Genomic DNA, 17,177 nt, shown 5'->3' on the forward strand with positions numbered 1-17,177 from the left:
CGGCGGCAATGGAGTTCTGAAGCTGCGTGCAACGAATCCCGACGGGATACGGATGCAAGCAGGTTTTCCAGGCAATTGCGTCGTGTCGCAAACCCTCAGCAACGAGAGGCACTCATGAAATCAGCAGATCTTCCGCGCATCGTCGTCACCGGCCTTGGCGCGATCACCACCATCGGTCGCGATCCGGCCGCTTTCTTCGCCAACGCGCTGGGCGGTGTGGTCGGTATCAGCGCGGTGCGCGGCATCGACGTGTCGCGCATGAATTCCGACCGCGGCGGCGAGGTGCACGACTTCGACATCGCCGAGCACTTCCCCGGCCGCGCCGACCTGGCGCAGCTGGGGCGCGCCAAGCAGCTGGCGCTGGCCGCCGCGCGCCAGTGCGTCGAGGACGCCGGCTTCGCCATCGGCGAGCGCCCGTTCGACGTCGGCGTGGCGCTGGGCTACACCCAGGGCGAATCCAAGGAGTTGGAGTTCTGTTGCGACCAGATCGCCGCCGGCGCGCTGGACGACGACGGGCTGCGCGCCTTCGCCGGCTATGCGCCGCACACGCTGTCGCAGGCCATCGGCCGCGAATTCGGCGCCTGCGGCCCGGCGGTCACCATCGGCAACGCCTGCTCGGCCAGCAACTTCGCCATCGGCGCCGCCATCGACCTGATGCGGCGCGGCGACGCGGTGGCGATGATCGTCGGCGGCGCCGACGCCTTCTCGCGCTACGGCTACGCCGGCTTCTCGCGCCTGGGCGCCATCGCCCCGGACGTACCGCGCCCGTTCAGCCGCGACCGCCAGGGCATGGTGCCGGCCGAAGGCGCCGCCATGCTGTTCCTGGAAACCCTCGACAGCGCACTGGCGCGCGGCGCCACCATCCTGGCCGAGGTCGCCGGCTACGGCGAAAGCTGCGACGCCCACCACATCACCCAGCCCAACCCGGCCGGCATCGCCCAAGCCGCGCGCGCCGCGCTCGACAGCGCCGGGCTGGCGCCGGACCAAGTCTGCTACCTGTCGGTGCACGGCACCGGTACCCAGGCCAGCGACAAGGCCGAATCGGCCGCCTTCGGCCAGCTGTTCGGCGAGCGCATCCCGCCGCTGTCGTCGGTGAAATCGATGGTCGGCCACGCCATGGGCGCCGCCAGCGCCATCGAGTGCGTCGCCGCCATCTGCTCGATCCAGGCGCAGGTGCTGACCCCGACCATGAACCACCTCGGCCCGGACGAGCAGTGCCCGGTGGACTGCGTACCGCTCCAGGCGCGCCCGGCGCCGGTGCGCAACGTGCTCAAGACCGCTTCGGCCTTCGGCGGCAACAACGCCGTGGTGCTGTTCCGCCAATACCCCGCACAGGAAGACTGACATGGATGCCCAACTCGTCATCAGCGCCGCCGCCGCGCTGTCGCCCTACGGCCTGGGCGTGCAGGCCCTGCTCGACGGCCTGCGCACCGCGCCGCCGGCCTTCGCCCCGCTGGAAGGCGCTTACCGCGCCGAGCCCAAGCTGGCCCGCGTGCCCGACTACGACGCCCGCGAACTGCTCGCCACCCGCAGCATCGGCAACTTCGACCGGCTGACGCTGCATGTCTGCGTCGCCGCCGCCCAGCTGCACCGGGCCATGGGGCTGGACGACCCCGCCGTGCGCCGCGAACAGCTGCCGGACGAGCGCGTCAGCCTGGTGCTCGGCAGCAGCGGCCCGTTGCAGAGCGTGCTGGCGTTCGACCTCCAGGCCATCGACGAGCCGCGCTACGTGCAGCCCAGCATCTATCCCAACGTGGTGTTCAACGTGCCGGCCAGCTACGCTGCGATCCGCCACGGCATCCGCGGCAGCTGCATCACCCTCACCGACGGCGACGCGTCCGGGCTGATCGCCTTCTCGCTGGCCGCCTCGCAACTGGAAGCCGGCCGCATCGACCTGGCGCTGGTCGGCGCCGCCGAAGAGGCCACCCCCGCCTACGCGCTGTACCGCCACAGCCTGGCGCACGCCGCCGGCCAGCCGGCCGCACCGCTGGTCGAGGGCGCCGCGCTGCTGGCGCTGGAAACCGCCGCGCAGGCGCGCCGCCACGGCCGCGACGCGCTGGCCGGCGTGTTCGGCTGCGCCCACGTGCAGTCGCCCGGCAGCGCCACCCAGGGGTTGGCCGCCTGCCTGGACAAACTGCGCCGCCGCTTCGGCGCCATGCTGGACGAAGTGGGCACCGTGGCGCTGGCGCCCGGCGTCGATGCCGACGCGCTCGGCCTGGGCGGTTGCCGCCGGCTGGCGCTGCACCAGCGCCTGGGCGAGAGCGGCACGCTGTACGGCGCCTATGCCGTGCTCGACCTGCTGGGCGACCCGCGCGTGGCGGCCGGCGAACTGGCGCTGGTGTTGCACGGCAGCGACCACGGCCCGTGCGCCGCGCTGCTGCTGCAAAAGCACCGGGACCTCGCCGCATGAACGCGCTGGACCACCGCACGCTGGCCGACGCCTGGGCGTGGCGGGTCGACCAGACCCCGCACCGCACCGCGCTGATCTTCGACGAGCAGCCGTGGCGCTACCGCGACCTGGCCGTCGCCGCCGGCGGCATCGCCGGCCGGCTGGCCGACCACGGCGTGACGGCGGGCGAGCGGGTGATCCTGCTGCTGGACAACGGGCCCACCTTCATTGCCGCCTTCCTCGCCTGCCAGCAACTGGGCGCGATCCCGGTGCCGGCCTCGCCGCGCAGCGGCGCCGAGCGCATGGCCTATCTGTGCCGCGACGCCGGCGCCCGGCTGATCCTGATCGAGCCGGCGCTGGGCGCGCGCCACCGCGCGCTGCACCAGGCGCAGCCCTACGCCCCGCTGCTGCTGGAAGTGGCCGCCGGCGCCGACCATCCGCCGCGCGTGGCCGCCGCCGCGCCAGCCGGCGCATGCGCCTTCATCCAGTACACCTCCGGCTCCACCGGCGACGCCAAGGGCGTGATGATCGGCCACGACGCGGTGCTGGAGAACATCCGCGCCTTTGCCGCGCACATGGCACTGGCCGACGGCGACCTGTTCGCCTCGCTGCTGCCGTTGTTCCACGACATGGGCCTGGTGTGCTTCGGCCTGGCGCCGCTGTTGCTGGGCCACCCGCTGCTGCTGTACCGCCAGGACGCCACCAGCCTGTACGCCTGGCTGGGCGGCATCGGCCGCCATCGCGCCACCATCAGCGGCGCGCCCGACAGCCTGTTGCAGATCGCCAACCGCGTGGTCGCCGAGCCGGCCGACTACCCGCTCGACAGCCTGCGGCTGCTGATCTGCGGCTCCGAGCCGGTGCGGCGCGACAGCATCGACACCTTCGGCGCCCGCTTCGGCGTGCGCCACGCCATCAAACCCGCCTACGGCATGGCCGAGCTGACGCTGTGCGCCACGCTGACCCCGCACGACGCCGCCTGCCGCGTCGACGCCCAGGGCCGGGTCGCCTCCGGCCGCGCCGTGCCCGGCGTCGAGCTGTGGGTGCGCGGCGCCGACGGCCGCGCCACCCGCCAGCCCGGCGTCAGCGGCGAGATCCTGGTGGCGTCGCCGTCGCGCATGCTCGGCTACTGGCAACGGCCGCAGGCCAGCGCCGCCGCCTTCGACGAAGCCGGCCGCCTCGCCACCGGCGACGTCGGCTGCCTGGACGCCGACGGCTGGCTGTACGTGGTCGGCCGCAGCAAGAACCTGCTGATCCGCGGCGGCGAGAAATACAACCCGCACGACATCGAACAGGCCGCGCAGGCATTCGACGCCGTGCGCCGCGCCGGTGTGGTGCAGACCGCCGACGGCCGCATCGTCGCCGTGCTGGAGACCGACCGCCTGCTGCTGGGCGACGCCGCCGCGCTGGGCGAGCTGGCGGCCGCGTTGCGCCGCGCCGCGCACCAGCGCGCCGGCATCGCGCCCGACGCCTGCTGGTTCGTGCCCGGCGGCGCCATCCCGCTGACCGAAAACGGCAAGATGCAGCACGCCGCCTTGCGCCGTCGCATCGAATGCGGCGAGCTGACGCCGGCCTGGTGCGACACCCCGCGGGAGCCGGCCCATGCTGCATGAGCTGCTCGACCTGGCCTGGCGCCGTAGCGCCAACCTCGGCCACGACGCGGTCGACCCCGAGGTCGCCGCGCTGGGCGAACACCTGACGCGGCTGGCCGGGCCGCTGCGCGCCGACGCCGATCCCGATCCGGCGCTCGATCAGGCGGTGCTGGCCGAATGCTTCGAGCGCGGCCTGTTCTCGCTCACCGTGCCGCGCGACGCCGGCGGGCTGGGCGCCAGCCTGCACGACTTCGTCGTCACCATGGAGCGGCTGGCGCAACTGGGGCCGGCCTACGTCATCACCGCCGTGCCGCACCTGTGCGTCAGCGTCAAGGCCGTAGCCGAGCTGTGCCCGGCGCCGCAGGCGCGCGAACTGCTGGCCGACATCCGTCGCCGCCACCGGCTGCTGGCGTTCGCCATCACCGAGGAGACCGGCTCGGACGTCGCCACCGTGCGCACCCGGCTGGCCCGCGACACCGACGGCACGCTGCGCCTGAACGGCCGCAAGCAGTGGATCACCAACCTGGAGCGCGCCAGCCACGTGGTGGTGGTCGCAGCCTGCCCCGACGCCCACCCGGCGCCCGGCGCCACCCGCTTCGTCTGCGTGGCGCTGGACCAGCCCGGCGTCGAGGTCGCCGCCGCCTGGGACAAACACTGCGCCAACGGCTCGGACACCGCCGACCTGTTCCTCGACCACGTCGCCATCGCACCGTGGCAACTGCTGGGCGAGGCCGGCAAGGGCATGGCCCATTTCAACCGCCTGGTGTTGCCCGGCCGCCTGGGCGCCGCCGCCGGCTGCGTCGGCCTGGCGCGCGACGCGCTGGCGGTATGCGGCGCCGATGCCGCGCCGCCGCTGTCGCCGGGCCGGCTCGATGCACTGGCCGCTGCCACCGGCGCGCTGGGCCGCCTGTTGCGCTGGGTCGCCCGCCTGGGCGACCAAGGTCATCCCCAGTTCGCCGCGCTGGTGGCGCTGACCAAGCACACCGTGTCGCAGCAGGCGCAGGCCATCGTCGGCGAACTCGACGCCGCCTATGCCGGCCAGGGCCGCGCCACCCCGCCGTCGATCGCCCGCACGGCGCAGGCCATGGGCCTGCTGCGGCTGCTCAAGGGGCCGGGCGAAGTGCTGGCGCAGCAGACCGTCGCCGCCTGGCTGCGCCTGCCGGCCGGCCGCGCCGGCGACGACTGGCCGCAGCCGCTGCGCTCGGCGCACGACGCGCTGGCGCACTGGTTCGCCGATCTGGCGGCGCAGGGAGGGCCCAGCGCCCGCCCCGGCGCGGTCGCCTCGCTGGGCGACGCCTGCGGCGCCGCGCTGCTGCTGGCCTGCGCCAGCGCCGCCGACGAAGCCGCCCGCTGGGCCTGGCACCACTTCAGCCTGCGAGCGCGCTGCCATCCGCTGCGCATGCACCTGGCGCCCGACGCCGCCACCCATTCCTTCCACGCCCTGCGCCAGGCCCGTGCCCACGGCCGGCTGGGGCCCGATCTCGCGGGAGCGTTCGCATGGTCATGACCCGTGCCGGCCGGCTGGCGCCGGCCTTCCTCGCCGGCCTGCTCGGCCTGATCGCGCCGGGCGGCAACGCCGACGAGCGCCGCGCCCTGCCGCGCGCGCCCTATGTCAGCCACGGTAGCGTGGTGGTCGACGGCATCGCCACCCGCCCGGGGCGGATCGAGCTGCCGTACCGGCTGCACCGCAAGCCCGGTCCGGCGCGGCCGATGCTGTTCTTCCTCGGCGGCGGCCCCGGCGTGAGCAACCTGAAGAACGAGCCGCCGGCCGCCTGGCTGGACGACTTCGACGTCGCGGTGCTGGAGTACCGCGGCGTCGGCAAGTCGTCCATCGTGCTCGATTCGCCGTATTTCGCCCGTGGCCTGCGCACCCTGCGCGGCCGACTGGCGCTGGCCGACACCGCGCCGTTGCAGCAGGCATACCGCGACGGCTTCGACGACCTGCGCCGCCAGGGCGTGGCGTTCGAGGATTTCTCGGTCGATGCGCTGGCCGAGGATCTGGAGCGGCTGCGCCAGGCGCTGGGCGTGCCGCAGGTGTACCTGGTGGGGCACAGCTTCGGCACCCGCATCGCGCTGGCCTACCAGACCCGGCACCGCCAGCGCGTCGCCGGCAGCGTGCTGTTCGCCATGAACACGCCCGGCGGCTTCGTCTGGCAGCCGCAGCAGGTACAGCAGGTGCTGCAACGCTACGCCGACCACCTGGCGCGCCGGGGCGACGGCGCCGCCGCCGCCGCCGCGCTGCGCCAGGCGCTGGCCAAGCCGGCGGCGCGCCCCGAACGCTACCTCGGCGTGCTGCCGGTGAACGACGCCAAGGCGCTGTTCGTCGCCTACTTCATGAGCTTCAACAGCTGGACCCGCGACTGGTCGCTGCGCGCGGTGACCGGGGCCCAGCAGGGCGAGGGCGCCCGCTGGTTCCTGTTCTCGGCCGCCTACGACTGGTTCATCCGCTTCGGCTTCAACTGGGCCGACTTCTTCCTCAAGGCCTACGCCACCGATTGCGACGAAGCCGCGATCCGCGCGGTGGATCAGGCCGGGCAGGGCACGTTGTTCCAGAGCCCGTCGTCGGTGTTGTTCGCCGGCACCGCCGCCTACGTTGCCGCCGGCGGCCGCTGCGCCCCGAGCGGGCTGACGCCGGACTACCGCAACACCCTGGCGATCAATGGCGAATTCGACACCACCACCCCGATCGAGCGCCGCCCCGAGGGGCTGCCGGCCGACCGCTACGTGGTGATCCCCGGCGCCGGTCATGCCGACATCCTCTACCCCGACCTGGGCGCCGCCGCGCACTGGCTGCGCGGCTTCCTGCTGCACCCGGATCGCGCCTATCCGCCGTCGTCGTCGGCTGGCTGCGGCCCGGAGGTGAGCAAGCCCCCGGCAGAGCCGGGCGCCGAAGGACAGAGGAATGCCGGCAACGGCGCTTCTTGTTCCACTCCACTCCCCCCGCCCTCGCCGCCGCGAGGGGGCCTCGCCACGCTCGGGGGCACGCCGCATGAGCGCCGCTGAAATGACTTCCGCTTTTTCCGACCGATCCACCCAGACGGAGCCTTCCGTGTCCCTTGTCGAACACTTTGCCCGGGCGCTGGCCGACGGCGCGGCGCTGCCCGACGTGCTGGCCCGGCGTGCCGCCGACGGCCAGGCCATGCATTTCCTCGACCGCGACGGCGTATCGCGCACCCTGTCCTACGCCGCGCTGCGCCTGCACGCGCTGCAACTGGCCGCCACGCTGGCGCGGCGCGGGGTACGGCCAGGCGATCCGGTGCTGCTGTGCTGCGACGACGAATACCGCCTGGTGCAATGCCTGTGGGGCATCCTGCATGCCGGCGCGGTGGCGGTGCCGCTGGGCGCGCCGCGCAGCTACGCCGCCGGCGACGACGCCTGGCGCAAGCTGGGCGCGGTGGTCGCCCAGTGCGCCGCGCGGCCGGGCGTCGCGCCGCTGCTGATCAGCGACCTGGATCGCCACGCGGTGCGCGGCGACACCGCGCGCCACGTCGTCGCCGCCCACTGGCTGGACGCCGACGCACTGCTGGCCGAGGCCGCCGCCGACGACGCGCCGGCCGCGCCACCGGCCATCGACCCCGACGCGCTGGCGCTGCTGATGTACTCGTCCGGCAGCACCGGCGATGCCAAGGGCGTGCGGCTCAGCCATCGCCAGTTGCTGTGGAACGTGCGCCAGATCGCCGAGCGCTCCGCGCTGGGCCCGGCCGACCGCTCGCTGAGCTGGCTGCCGCTGACCCACGACATGGGGCTGGTGCTGTTCCACCTGTGCCACGCGCTGGCCGGCATCGCCCAGTACAAGACCACACCGCTGACCTTCGCCCGCGATCCGGCGGCGTTCCTGGCGCTGATCGAGCGCCACGGCATCACCGTCACCGGCATGCCCAACTTCGGCTTCGACCAGTGCCTGCGCGCTGCGCGGGCCGCGGGGGCGCGACCGGCGCGGCTGACGACGCTGCGCCTGATCTACAACGGCGCCGAACCGATCGACGCCGCGCTGTGCCGCGAATTCGCCGCGCACTTCGCCGGCTGGGGCCTGCCGGCCGGCACCATCAGCCCCGGCTGGGGCATCGCCGAGGCGTGCGTGGTGGCCAGCCAGTTCCCGCAGGCCGAGCTGGCCGCGCGCGGCACGCTGCCGACGCTGTGGCTGCGCGGCGACGTGGCGCTGTCGCCCGGCGCGCCGCTGCCGCTGTGTGCGCCCGACACCCCCGGCGCGCGCGAGATCGTCGCGCTGGGACCGCTGATGCGCGAGATGCGGGTGCGCGTGCTCGACGACGACGGCCAGCCGCTGCCGGCGGGCCGGCTGGGGCACTTGCAACTGGCCGGCCCCAACGTCAGCGCCGGCTATTTCGGCCAGCCCGACCAGCCGTGGTGCGTCACCGGCGACCTGGGTTTCGTGCACGACGATTGCCTGTACCTGAGCGGCCGCGCCAAGGACGTGGTGTTCGTCAACGGCCGCAACCACTTCGCCAACGACCTGGAAACCGCCCTGGCGCGCACGCTGGACTGGCCCGCCAACCAGATCGCCGTGGTCGGCGACACCGACCCCGCCACCCGCCGCGAGCGCGTGGTGGTGTTCTTCCGCCACGCCAGCAAGGCCGCCGCCGCCGCCGAGGGCGCTCCGTTGCGCGCCGCGCTGGAGCAACTGCTGGCCTATCCGGTGGCCGGCGCCATCGGCCTGGCCGCGCTGCCCAAGACCCCCAGCGGCAAGATCCGCCGCTTCGCGCTGCGCCAGGCGCTGGCCGCCGGCGAGTTCGACCCGCTGCTGCGCGAGGCAGTCGCCGACGCCGCGCGTCCGCTCGACGCCGCCGAGGCCGCGCTGCTGGACGAGGTGCGCGCGCTGCTGCCGACGCTGCCGGCCGGGATCGACCCGGAGCAATCGCTGGCGCGGCACGGGCTGGATTCGGTGGGCTTCATGCAACTGGCGTTCCGCCTGGGCCAGCGGCGCGGCACGGTGCTGCCGGTGGCGGCGCTGCTCCAGGCCGGCTCGCCGGCCGCCATCGTCCGCCTGCTCGCCGGACTGCCCGCCACGCCCGACGCCGCGCCGTTGCCCGAAGCGCCGCGCGCGCCGCTCACCGCGCGTCAGCGCATGCTGTGGACCGCGTGGCTGCTGCAACCCGACGCCGCCACCTATCACGAGAGCCACTGGCTGCGGCTGCGCGGCGCATTCGACGCCGACGCCTGGCTGGCCGCCGCGCGCCGTGTGATCGCCGGCCACGCCATGCTCAACGCCGTGGTCGACGACCGTGCCGAGCCGGCGCTGGTGCACACGCCGCTGCCGCTGGACGCGGCGGTGCTGACGCTGGACGACGCCGCGGCGCGGGCCGCGCTGGTCGAGCACGGCCGCGCGCCGTTCGACCTGCGGCGCGGCCCGCTGTTGCGGCTGCGGCTGATCCGCAGTGGCGGCGACTGGCTGGTGCTGGTGGCCGCCCACCACCTGGTGGTCGATGGCTGGAGCCTGCACCTGCTGCTGTCGCAGATCTTCGCCGTCTACGCCGGGGGCGACGCGCCGCCGGCCGACGGCGGCCTGTGGTGCGCGCCGGAAGGCGCCGCGACCGGCGACTGGCCGGCCCGGCTGGCGGCCGCCGAAGCGGTGCAACTGCCCGGCGACGCGCCGCACGCCGCGCCCGGCGCGGTCGGCACCTGCACCGACCTGTGGTCCGACGCCGATTCGCGGGCGCTGCGCGACGGCGCCTTGCGCCACGGCGGCAGCGAGTTCGCCGTGCTGGCCGCCGCGCTGGCCGCCTGGTGCGGCCGCATGGCGCAGGTGAGCACGCCGCTGCTGGCCACCGTGACCAGCGGCCGCCACCATCCGGCCACGGCGCAGCGGGTCGGCTATTTCGCCACCACGCTGCCGCTGCCGGTGACCCTGCGCGACGGCGACGACCTGCCCACGCTGGCGGGCGAACTGGCCGCCGCGCGCACCGCCTGGCTCGACGGCGCGGTGCCCGACCTGGCGACCCTGGCCGAATCCGGCCAGGCGCCGGCCGCCGACGCGGTGCGCGTGGTCTACGTGCACCAGAACCTGCCGGCGCTGGCGCTGCCCGCCGGACTGGCGCCGGTGGCGCACGGCCAGGTGCGCGGCGCGGCGCGGGTCGATCTCTACCTGAGCAGCCAATGGCGCGACGGCCGGCTGGCGCTGACCTGGGAATACGACAGCGCCCGCTTCGGCGCGGCGCAGGTCGAGGGCTGGAGCGAGCTGTTCCGCCATCTGCTGCAACAATGGCTGGCCGCGCCGCAACGGCCGCTGGCCGCGCTCGACCTGCTGTCGCCGGCGCAGCGCGCGCTGTGGCGGCCGTACCAGGACACCCGCCATCCGGTCGATGGCCAGCGCTCGACGATCGCGCGCTTCGAGGCCGCCGCCGCCGCCATGCCTGGGTCCGCCGCGCTGTCGGACGAACACGGCGCCTGCGACTACGGCACGCTGCGGCGGCGGGTGGACGCGCTGTGCTGGCGCCTGGATGCCCACGGCGTGGCGCCGGGCGAGCGGGTGGCGCTGCTCACCGCGCGCTCGGCCGACTACGTGATCGCCTTGCTGGCCGCGCTCAAGCTGGGGCTGGTGGCGGTGCCGCTCGACCCGGCACTGCCGGCCGAGCGCCTGCGCGCCATCGTCGACGACAGCGCCCCCGCCTTGCTGCTGGCCAGCGCCGGCGCCCGCCCGGATTGCCTGCCCGAGCTGCCGCTGCTGGCGTTCGACGGCGCCGCGCTGGACGACACCCGGCCGCATCCGGGCCGCGTGCTCGATCCGGCGGCCCCCGCCTACCTGATCTTCACTTCCGGCTCGACCGGGCGGCCCAAGGGCGTGCTCGGTACCCAGCGCTGTCTGACCAACCTGGTGGACTGGGTGGTGCGCGCCTTCGCCTACCGGCCGGGCGAGACCATCTGCCAGTTCGCACCGTTCTCCTTCGACGTGTCGCTGGCCGAGATCCTGCCCAGCCTATGCGCCGGCCTGCACTTGCACGTGCTGTCGGACGAGCGCCGCGCCTCGCCGCAGCGCTACCTCGACACCCTGCGCGAGCGGCAGGTGCGCATCGCCACCGTCACCCCCGCCTACCTGGCGGTGCTGAACGAAATGCCCGACGCCTGCCGCGACGGCCTGCGCAGCCTGCGGCTGCTGATCCTGGGCGGCGAAGCGCTGCGCAGCGACGAAGTGCGCCGCCTGCGCGGCCACAGCCCGCAGGTGGAGGTGGTGAATGTCTACGGCCCGACCGAGACCACGGTGCTGTCCACCGCCTACCCGGTGCCGGCCGAGCTGGACGCGCGACCGTGGCAGCCGCTGGGCCGGCCGATCGCCAACACCGAAGTGTGGGTGCTGGACGACGCCGGCCGGGTCTGCCCGGCCGGGGTGGCCGGCACGCTGCACATCGGCGGCGACGGGCTCTCCGCCGGCTACTGGCGCGATCCGGCCCGCAGCGCGGCGGCTTTCGTCGCCCGCGATCCGGATGGCCGTGGCGCGCGCCCGTTCTACGACACCGGCGACCTGGCGCGGCTGGCGCCGGACGGCCAGCTCGACTTCATCGGCCGCGCCGACAACCAGATCAAGCTGCGCGGCTTCCGCATCGAGCTGGGCGAGATCGAAACCGCGCTGGAGCGCGTGCCCGGCGTCGAGCGCGCCGTGGTGCAGGCGTGCGCGCCGGAAGGTGGCGAGCGGGTGCTGGTGGCCTGGTATACCGGCGCGCCGCAGGCGCGCGCCGAGCTGGATCGCGCGCTGGCGGCCCGCCTGCCGGCGTACATGGTGCCTGCGCTGTACCAGCACCTGACCGAGCTGCCGCTGACCGGCAACCGCAAGGTGGACCGCAAGCGGCTGCCGGCGCCGGATTGGTCCGGCGGCGCGGTCGCGGCCGACGGCGCAGCGCCGGGCGGCGCCACCGAAACCGCGCTGGCCGCGCTGTGGGGCGAGCTGCTGGGCGCGCCGCCGTCCGGGCGCGACGCGCACTTCTTCCTGCTCGGCGGCAATTCGCTGGCCGCCGCGCGGCTGGTGAACCGGGTGCGCGAGCGCCTGGGGCGCCGGCTGGCGCTGCCGCTGCTGATGCAGCATCCCACGCTGGCGGCGATGGCCGCGTGCATCGACGCCGCGCCGCAGGACGACGACACCGCGCCCCACGCCGGCATGGCGCCCGATCCGCTACGCGGCGCCGCGACCGAGGCCCAGGCGCGGATGTACTTCCTCGACCGCGCCCACCCCGGCAGCGCGCTCAACAACATGCCGCTGACGCTGGCGCTGGACGGCGCGCTTGATGTGGCCTGGCTGGCGGCCGCCTGGGACGCGCTGGCGGCGCGTCACCCGCTGCTGCGGGCGCGCTTCGCGCTGGGCGGCGACGGCCTGGCACTGGTGCTGGACGCCGCCGCGCCGCGGCTGGAGCGGCTGAGCGCCGATCCCGCCGACGCCGAGTCGGCGTTGCACGCCTTCCAGCGCCGGCCGTTCGCGCTCGACGACGGCCCGCTGTGGCGCTGCGGCCACCTGGAAGCGGCCGGCCGCCACTGGCTGGCGCTGGCCGCGCATCACGCGGTGGCCGACGGCGTCACCCTGGTGCGCCTGCTCGGCGAGCTGGACGCGCTGTATCGCGGCCAGCCGCTGCCGCCCGCCGTCGGCGAGGCGTCCTACCTCGACTACGCGGCCTGGCTGCGCCAGCGGCTGGACGGCGAATTCGGCGAGCGCGCCGCCGCCTTCTGGCGCCAGCCGGCGCAACTGGCACCGCCGCCGGCGTTGCCGTGTCGCGCCGATGCCGCCGGCGCCGGCCGGCAGCGTGTGGTCGGCTTCGACGCCGCGCGCAGCGCCCGGCTGGACGCGCTGTGCGCGCGCCACGGCGTCACGCCGTTCGTGCTCGGGCTGTCGCTGTTCGCCCTGGCGCTCGGCCAGCGCTGCGACAGCCAGCGCTTCAGCGTCGGCATCACCTGCGGCGGGCGCACCCATGCCGCGTTCGAGGCGACGCCGGGGCTGTTCGTCAACACGCTGCCGCTGGTGTTCGAGTGGACGCGCGACGAGCGCCTGCCGGCGCTGCTGGCGCGCAGCCGCGCCCGGCTGGCGGCGTTGCAGGAGGTCGAGGACTACCCGCTCAACCGCGTGCTGGCGGCGCAGTCGGCGCAGGGGCTGCCGTTCAACGTGCTGTTCAACGAGGAAGTGCTGCCCGCCGAGCTGTCGTTCGCCGGCCTGCCCGCCACGCTGGCGGCCATCGGCACCGGCACCGCCAAGTTCCCGCTGGTGGTGTCGTTCCTGTTCGGCGGCGCCGGCTGGCGCTGGCGGCTGGAAACGCCCGAGTCCGGCCTGCCGCCGGCCTGGGTGGACAGCCTGCTGGACGACCTGGACCGGCTGGCCGACGCGCTCGACGGCCTGGACGACGCCCCGCTGGGCGAACTGGTGACGGCCGACAGCGCGCTGCTGGCGCTGCTGGCCCCGAATTGAACGCGACGAGAAGACCATGGACCTCCAACAAATCGTGATCGACCTGTTCCAGGAAAAACGCATCGACAAGGGCGTCGCCTATCGCCTGCTGGCCGAATGCCGCAAGGGCGCGCCCGCCGCGCCGGCGCGGCGGTTGGTCGAGGCGAGCCTGCCCGACGGCGACCGGACCGCCGCGCTCGCCGCCTGGATGATGTTGCTGCAATGGATCGCCGGCCGCCCCGAGCTGGCGCTCGACCATGTCGGCCCGGCCGGGGTATGCGCGCTGCGGCTGCGCCTGGACGCGCCGTGGACGGCGGCGACGCTGCGCGCCGAGCTGGCGGCGCAACTGGCGCGCGCCGAGGCGCCGGCCGAGCCCGCGCCGTTCGCCTGGGTGGACGGCGACGCGCGCGACACCGCCGAGCGCCAGCTGCGGGTGACCGCGCGGCCGGCCGACGCCGGCTGGACGCTGACCATCGACGCCGCGCCGGAGCTGGACGCCGCCACCCGCCCCGCGGACTGGCCCGGCACCGTGGCGCATCTGCACCGCGCGATGACGCAGGCGCCGCACCTGCCGCTGGAGGCGCTGGACCGGCTGCCGGCGCGGCATCGCCGCCTGCTGGCCGACTACAACGCCACCACGATGTACCTGCCGCCGCAACGTACGCTGCCGACGCTGCTGGCGCCGGTGATCGAGCTGGAGCACGACGCGCTGGCGGTGCAGACCAGCGGCGGCCGGCTGAACTACGCCGACTACCGAGCCCACGCCTATCGCCTGGCGCACCGGCTGCGCCGGCTGGACGTGGCGCGCAACGAGCGGGTGGCGGTGGTGCTGCGGCGCGACCGGCTGATGCCGCCGTCGCTGTACGGCGTGGTCTGTTCCGGCGGCGCCTACGTGCCGCTGGAGCCCGATCTGCCGGCCGAGCGGCTGGCCGGCATCCTGGCCGACACCGGCGCCCGGGTGGTGGTGACCGACGCCGACACCCTGCATCGCGGCGCGCTGCCGCTGGCCGGCTCCGGCGTGAAGCACCTGGTCTGCGTCGACCGCTGGCCGCGCCGCCACTACCAGGGCGTGCCGGTGGCCGACGCCGACGCGCTGGCCACCGAACCGACCAGCGCGCCGCGCCCGGTCAACCGGCCGGACGACCTGTGCTACGTGATCTATACCTCCGGCTCCACCGGCAAGCCCAAGGGCGTGACGATCAGCCATCTGAACATCGTCAACACGCTGATCGGCGTGAACAACGTGTTCAACGTGGGCGGCGACGACCGCATCCTGTGCTTTTCGTCCTACGGCTTCGACCTGTCGGTGTGGGACCTCTTCGGCGCGGCGCTGGCCGGCGCCTGCGTGTTCGTGCCGACCAAGGCCGAGACGCGCGATCCGGCGGCGCTGCTCGACATCGTGCGCCGCCACGGCATCACCATCTGGGATTCGGTGCCCACCGGCATGAGCCAGCTGCTGCTGCCGCTGGCCGAGCGCACGGTCGAGCCGGTGCCGACGCTGCGGCTGGCGATGCTCAGCGGCGAGTTCATCCCGCTGGCGCTGCCGGCGCAGATCCGCCGCGTGTTCCCCGACTGCCGCGTGGTCAGCCTGGGCGGCGCCACCGAGGGCACGGTGTGGTCGATCTACCACCCGCTCGACCAGATCGACCCGCGCTGGCAACGCATCCCCTACGGCCGGCCGCTGCCCAACCAGCGTTTCCACGTGCTGGACGACGCGCTGCGCCCGTGCGCGGTGGGCGAGAAGGGCATGCTCTACATCGGCGGGCTGGGCGTGGGGCAGGGCTATTTCAACGACGCCGAGCGTAGCGGCCGCGCCTTCATCCCCGCACCCTGGCCCAACGAACCGGGCGGGCGCATCTATCGCACCGGCGACCTGGGCTGGATGCGCGCCGACGGCCTGATCGAGATCGCCGGCCGCGCCGACCAGCAGGTGAAGATCCGCGGCTTCCGTGTCGAGCTGGGCGAGGTGGAAAGCCAGCTCAACCAGCTGGCGGGCATCGACCAGGCGGCGGTGGTGGTGCGCGAGGAGGACGGCACGCCGCCGCGCCTGGTGGCGTTCTACGTCAGCCGCCAGGGCGAGCTGGCCGCCGACACGCTGCGGCGCGGGCTGGCCGAGCGCCTGCCCGATTACATGATCCCCGCCCAGTTCGTGCACCTGGCCGATCCGCCGGTGGGCGCCACCGGCAAGCTGGACCGCAAGGCGCTGGCCGCGCTGCGGCCGGAGCGCGAAGGCATGGGGCTGGCCTACGTGGCGCCCCAGGGCGAGACCGAACAGCGGCTGGCCGCCGAGCTGGCGCGCATCCTGCGGCTGGAGCGGGTGGGCGTGGACGACGATTTCTTCCTCAGCGGCGGCGATTCGCTGCTGGCGCTGCAATACCTGTCGGTGCTGGGCCAGCTCGGCTACGCCGCCAGCCCGCTCGACCTGCAACGCGGCCGCACCATCCGTGGCGTGCTGGCGCGGGTGCGCCGGCTGGACCGGATCGACGACGCGGCCGGCGACGCGCCGGTGGCGCCGGGGCCGATGGGCCGCAAGTTCTTCGAGCGCCTGCCGCTGTGCGACCGCCAGCACTGGAACCAGTCCATCGTGATCCGCTTCGATCACCTGCCGCCGCCGGAGCGGCTGCGCCACGCGCTGGCGCGGGTGCTGGATCACCACCCGCTGCTGCGCGCCCGCTGGACGGGCGACGGCCTGGTGGCCGGCCCGCGCGACGCGGCCGATCCGCTGCCGCTGGTCGATCTGTCGCGGCTGACGCCGTGGCGGCGTGGCGCCGCCTGGCGCGCCGAGGTCGAGGCGCTGCAACGCGCGGTGCGCTACGACGACGGCCGGCCGTGTCGCGCCGTGCTGGTCCGGCTGGGCGAGCGCGACGTGCGCCTGCTGTGGGTGGCGCATCACCTGGTGGTGGACGCGCACTGCTGGCGCGTGATGATCGAGGACCTGGTCGCCGCGTTCCGCGACCCGGATGCCGGCCTGCTGCGCGCCACGCCGTACGCGGCGCACGTCGCCCACGTGGCGGACGCCGTCGGCCCGGCCTGCGCCGCGCTGGCCGAGACGCGGCCGCTGACGCCGCTGGCGCTGCCGGGCGGCCACCGGCCGCCCGCGCCGGGCCGCGAGCGCGACGCCGCGCTGGCGACGCTGGCGCTGTCGCCGGCCGAGACCGCGCGGTTGAGCGCCAGCCTGCGCCGCGATGGCGCGCCGGCCCTGCACCTGGTGCTGCTGGCCGCGCTGTCGGCGGCGCTGAAGGACTGGACCGGCGAAGGTGAGGTGCGCTTCGACGTGGTGTCCAACGGCCGCGACGCCGATCCGGCGCTCGACCTGTCGCGCACCGTCGGCTGGTTCGCCACCCACAACCCCTACGCGGCCAGCGTGCCGGAAGGCGCCGACGCGCTGCTGGCCGCCACCGCCGACGCCTGGCAGGCGCACCGCGCGCAGGCGCGCCACTTCGTCGCCGCCTGCAACGCCGCGCACGGCCGGGCGGGGCATCCGTTCGCCGACTATCGCGATCAAACGCTGCTTTACAACTACCTCGGCGTGTTCGACAGCCTGGATCTGCCCGAAGGCTGGCAGGTGCTGGGCAGCGCCGGCCAGGACCGCGGCCCGGACAACCCGCGCACCCACGCGCTGGAACTGGACGCGCTGGTGGCCGGCGGCCAGTTGCGCCTGGGGCTGCGCCACGACCGCGCGCAACTCCCGCGCCGTCAGGCTCGCCGGCTGCTGGCGCGGTTCCGTGGCCGGCTGCTGGCGCTGACCTGGCACTTTGAAACGCTTGCTTCCACCTCCCCCGCGAGCGTGTCGGCCGCTTGACGGCCGCGCCTCGCCAACCGA

At 74.8% G+C, this 17,177-nt stretch carries 7 protein-coding genes; all 7 read left to right on the forward strand.

Going from position 1 to position 17,177, the window contains the following annotated elements; genetic code table 11:
• Positions 1-114: 114 nt before the first annotated feature.
• Genes C556_RS0101300 through C556_RS0101330 form a run of 7 tightly spaced genes read left to right on the forward strand, consistent with a single transcriptional unit; the run spans position 115 to position 17,156 of the window.
• Positions 115-1,344 carry a beta-ketoacyl-[acyl-carrier-protein] synthase family protein gene (locus C556_RS0101300; RefSeq protein WP_018746415.1) on the forward strand — a complete coding sequence of 410 codons (1,230 nt, stop codon included), beginning with the start codon at positions 115-117 and terminating at the stop codon, positions 1,342-1,344.
• Between the two features lies 1 nt (position 1,345).
• Positions 1,346-2,410, forward strand: a complete 1,065-nt coding sequence (locus C556_RS21285; protein ID WP_018746416.1) for a beta-ketoacyl synthase N-terminal-like domain-containing protein — start codon at positions 1,346-1,348, stop codon at positions 2,408-2,410.
• Complete coding sequence (locus C556_RS0101310) at positions 2,407-3,999, forward strand: class I adenylate-forming enzyme family protein (protein WP_018746417.1); 1,593 nt, start codon at positions 2,407-2,409, stop codon at positions 3,997-3,999. The genes C556_RS21285 and C556_RS0101310 overlap by 4 nt, the downstream gene beginning before the upstream one ends.
• The gene (locus tag C556_RS0101315; protein ID WP_018746418.1) at positions 3,989-5,485 is read left to right on the forward strand and encodes an acyl-CoA dehydrogenase family protein; all 1,497 of its coding nucleotides are present in this window, start codon (positions 3,989-3,991) and stop codon (positions 5,483-5,485) included. The genes C556_RS0101310 and C556_RS0101315 overlap by 11 nt, the downstream gene beginning before the upstream one ends.
• Entirely contained in the window at positions 5,476-6,981 is a 1,506-nt protein-coding gene (locus C556_RS0101320) for an alpha/beta fold hydrolase (RefSeq protein WP_018746419.1), read from the forward strand. The genes C556_RS0101315 and C556_RS0101320 overlap by 10 nt, the downstream gene beginning before the upstream one ends.
• A 46-nt stretch (positions 6,982-7,027) precedes the next feature.
• A complete protein-coding gene (locus tag C556_RS18835) occupies positions 7,028-13,375 on the forward strand; it encodes a non-ribosomal peptide synthetase (RefSeq protein ID WP_018746420.1) in 6,348 nt (2,115 codons plus the stop codon).
• A gap of 16 nt (positions 13,376-13,391) precedes the next feature.
• A complete protein-coding gene (locus C556_RS0101330) occupies positions 13,392-17,156 on the forward strand; it encodes a non-ribosomal peptide synthetase (RefSeq protein ID WP_018746421.1) in 3,765 nt (1,254 codons plus the stop codon).
• Positions 17,157-17,177: the final 21 nt, after the last annotated feature.

The organism is Chitiniphilus shinanonensis DSM 23277 (assembly GCF_000374805.1).
GTDB lineage: Bacteria > Pseudomonadota > Gammaproteobacteria > Burkholderiales > Chitinibacteraceae > Chitiniphilus > Chitiniphilus shinanonensis.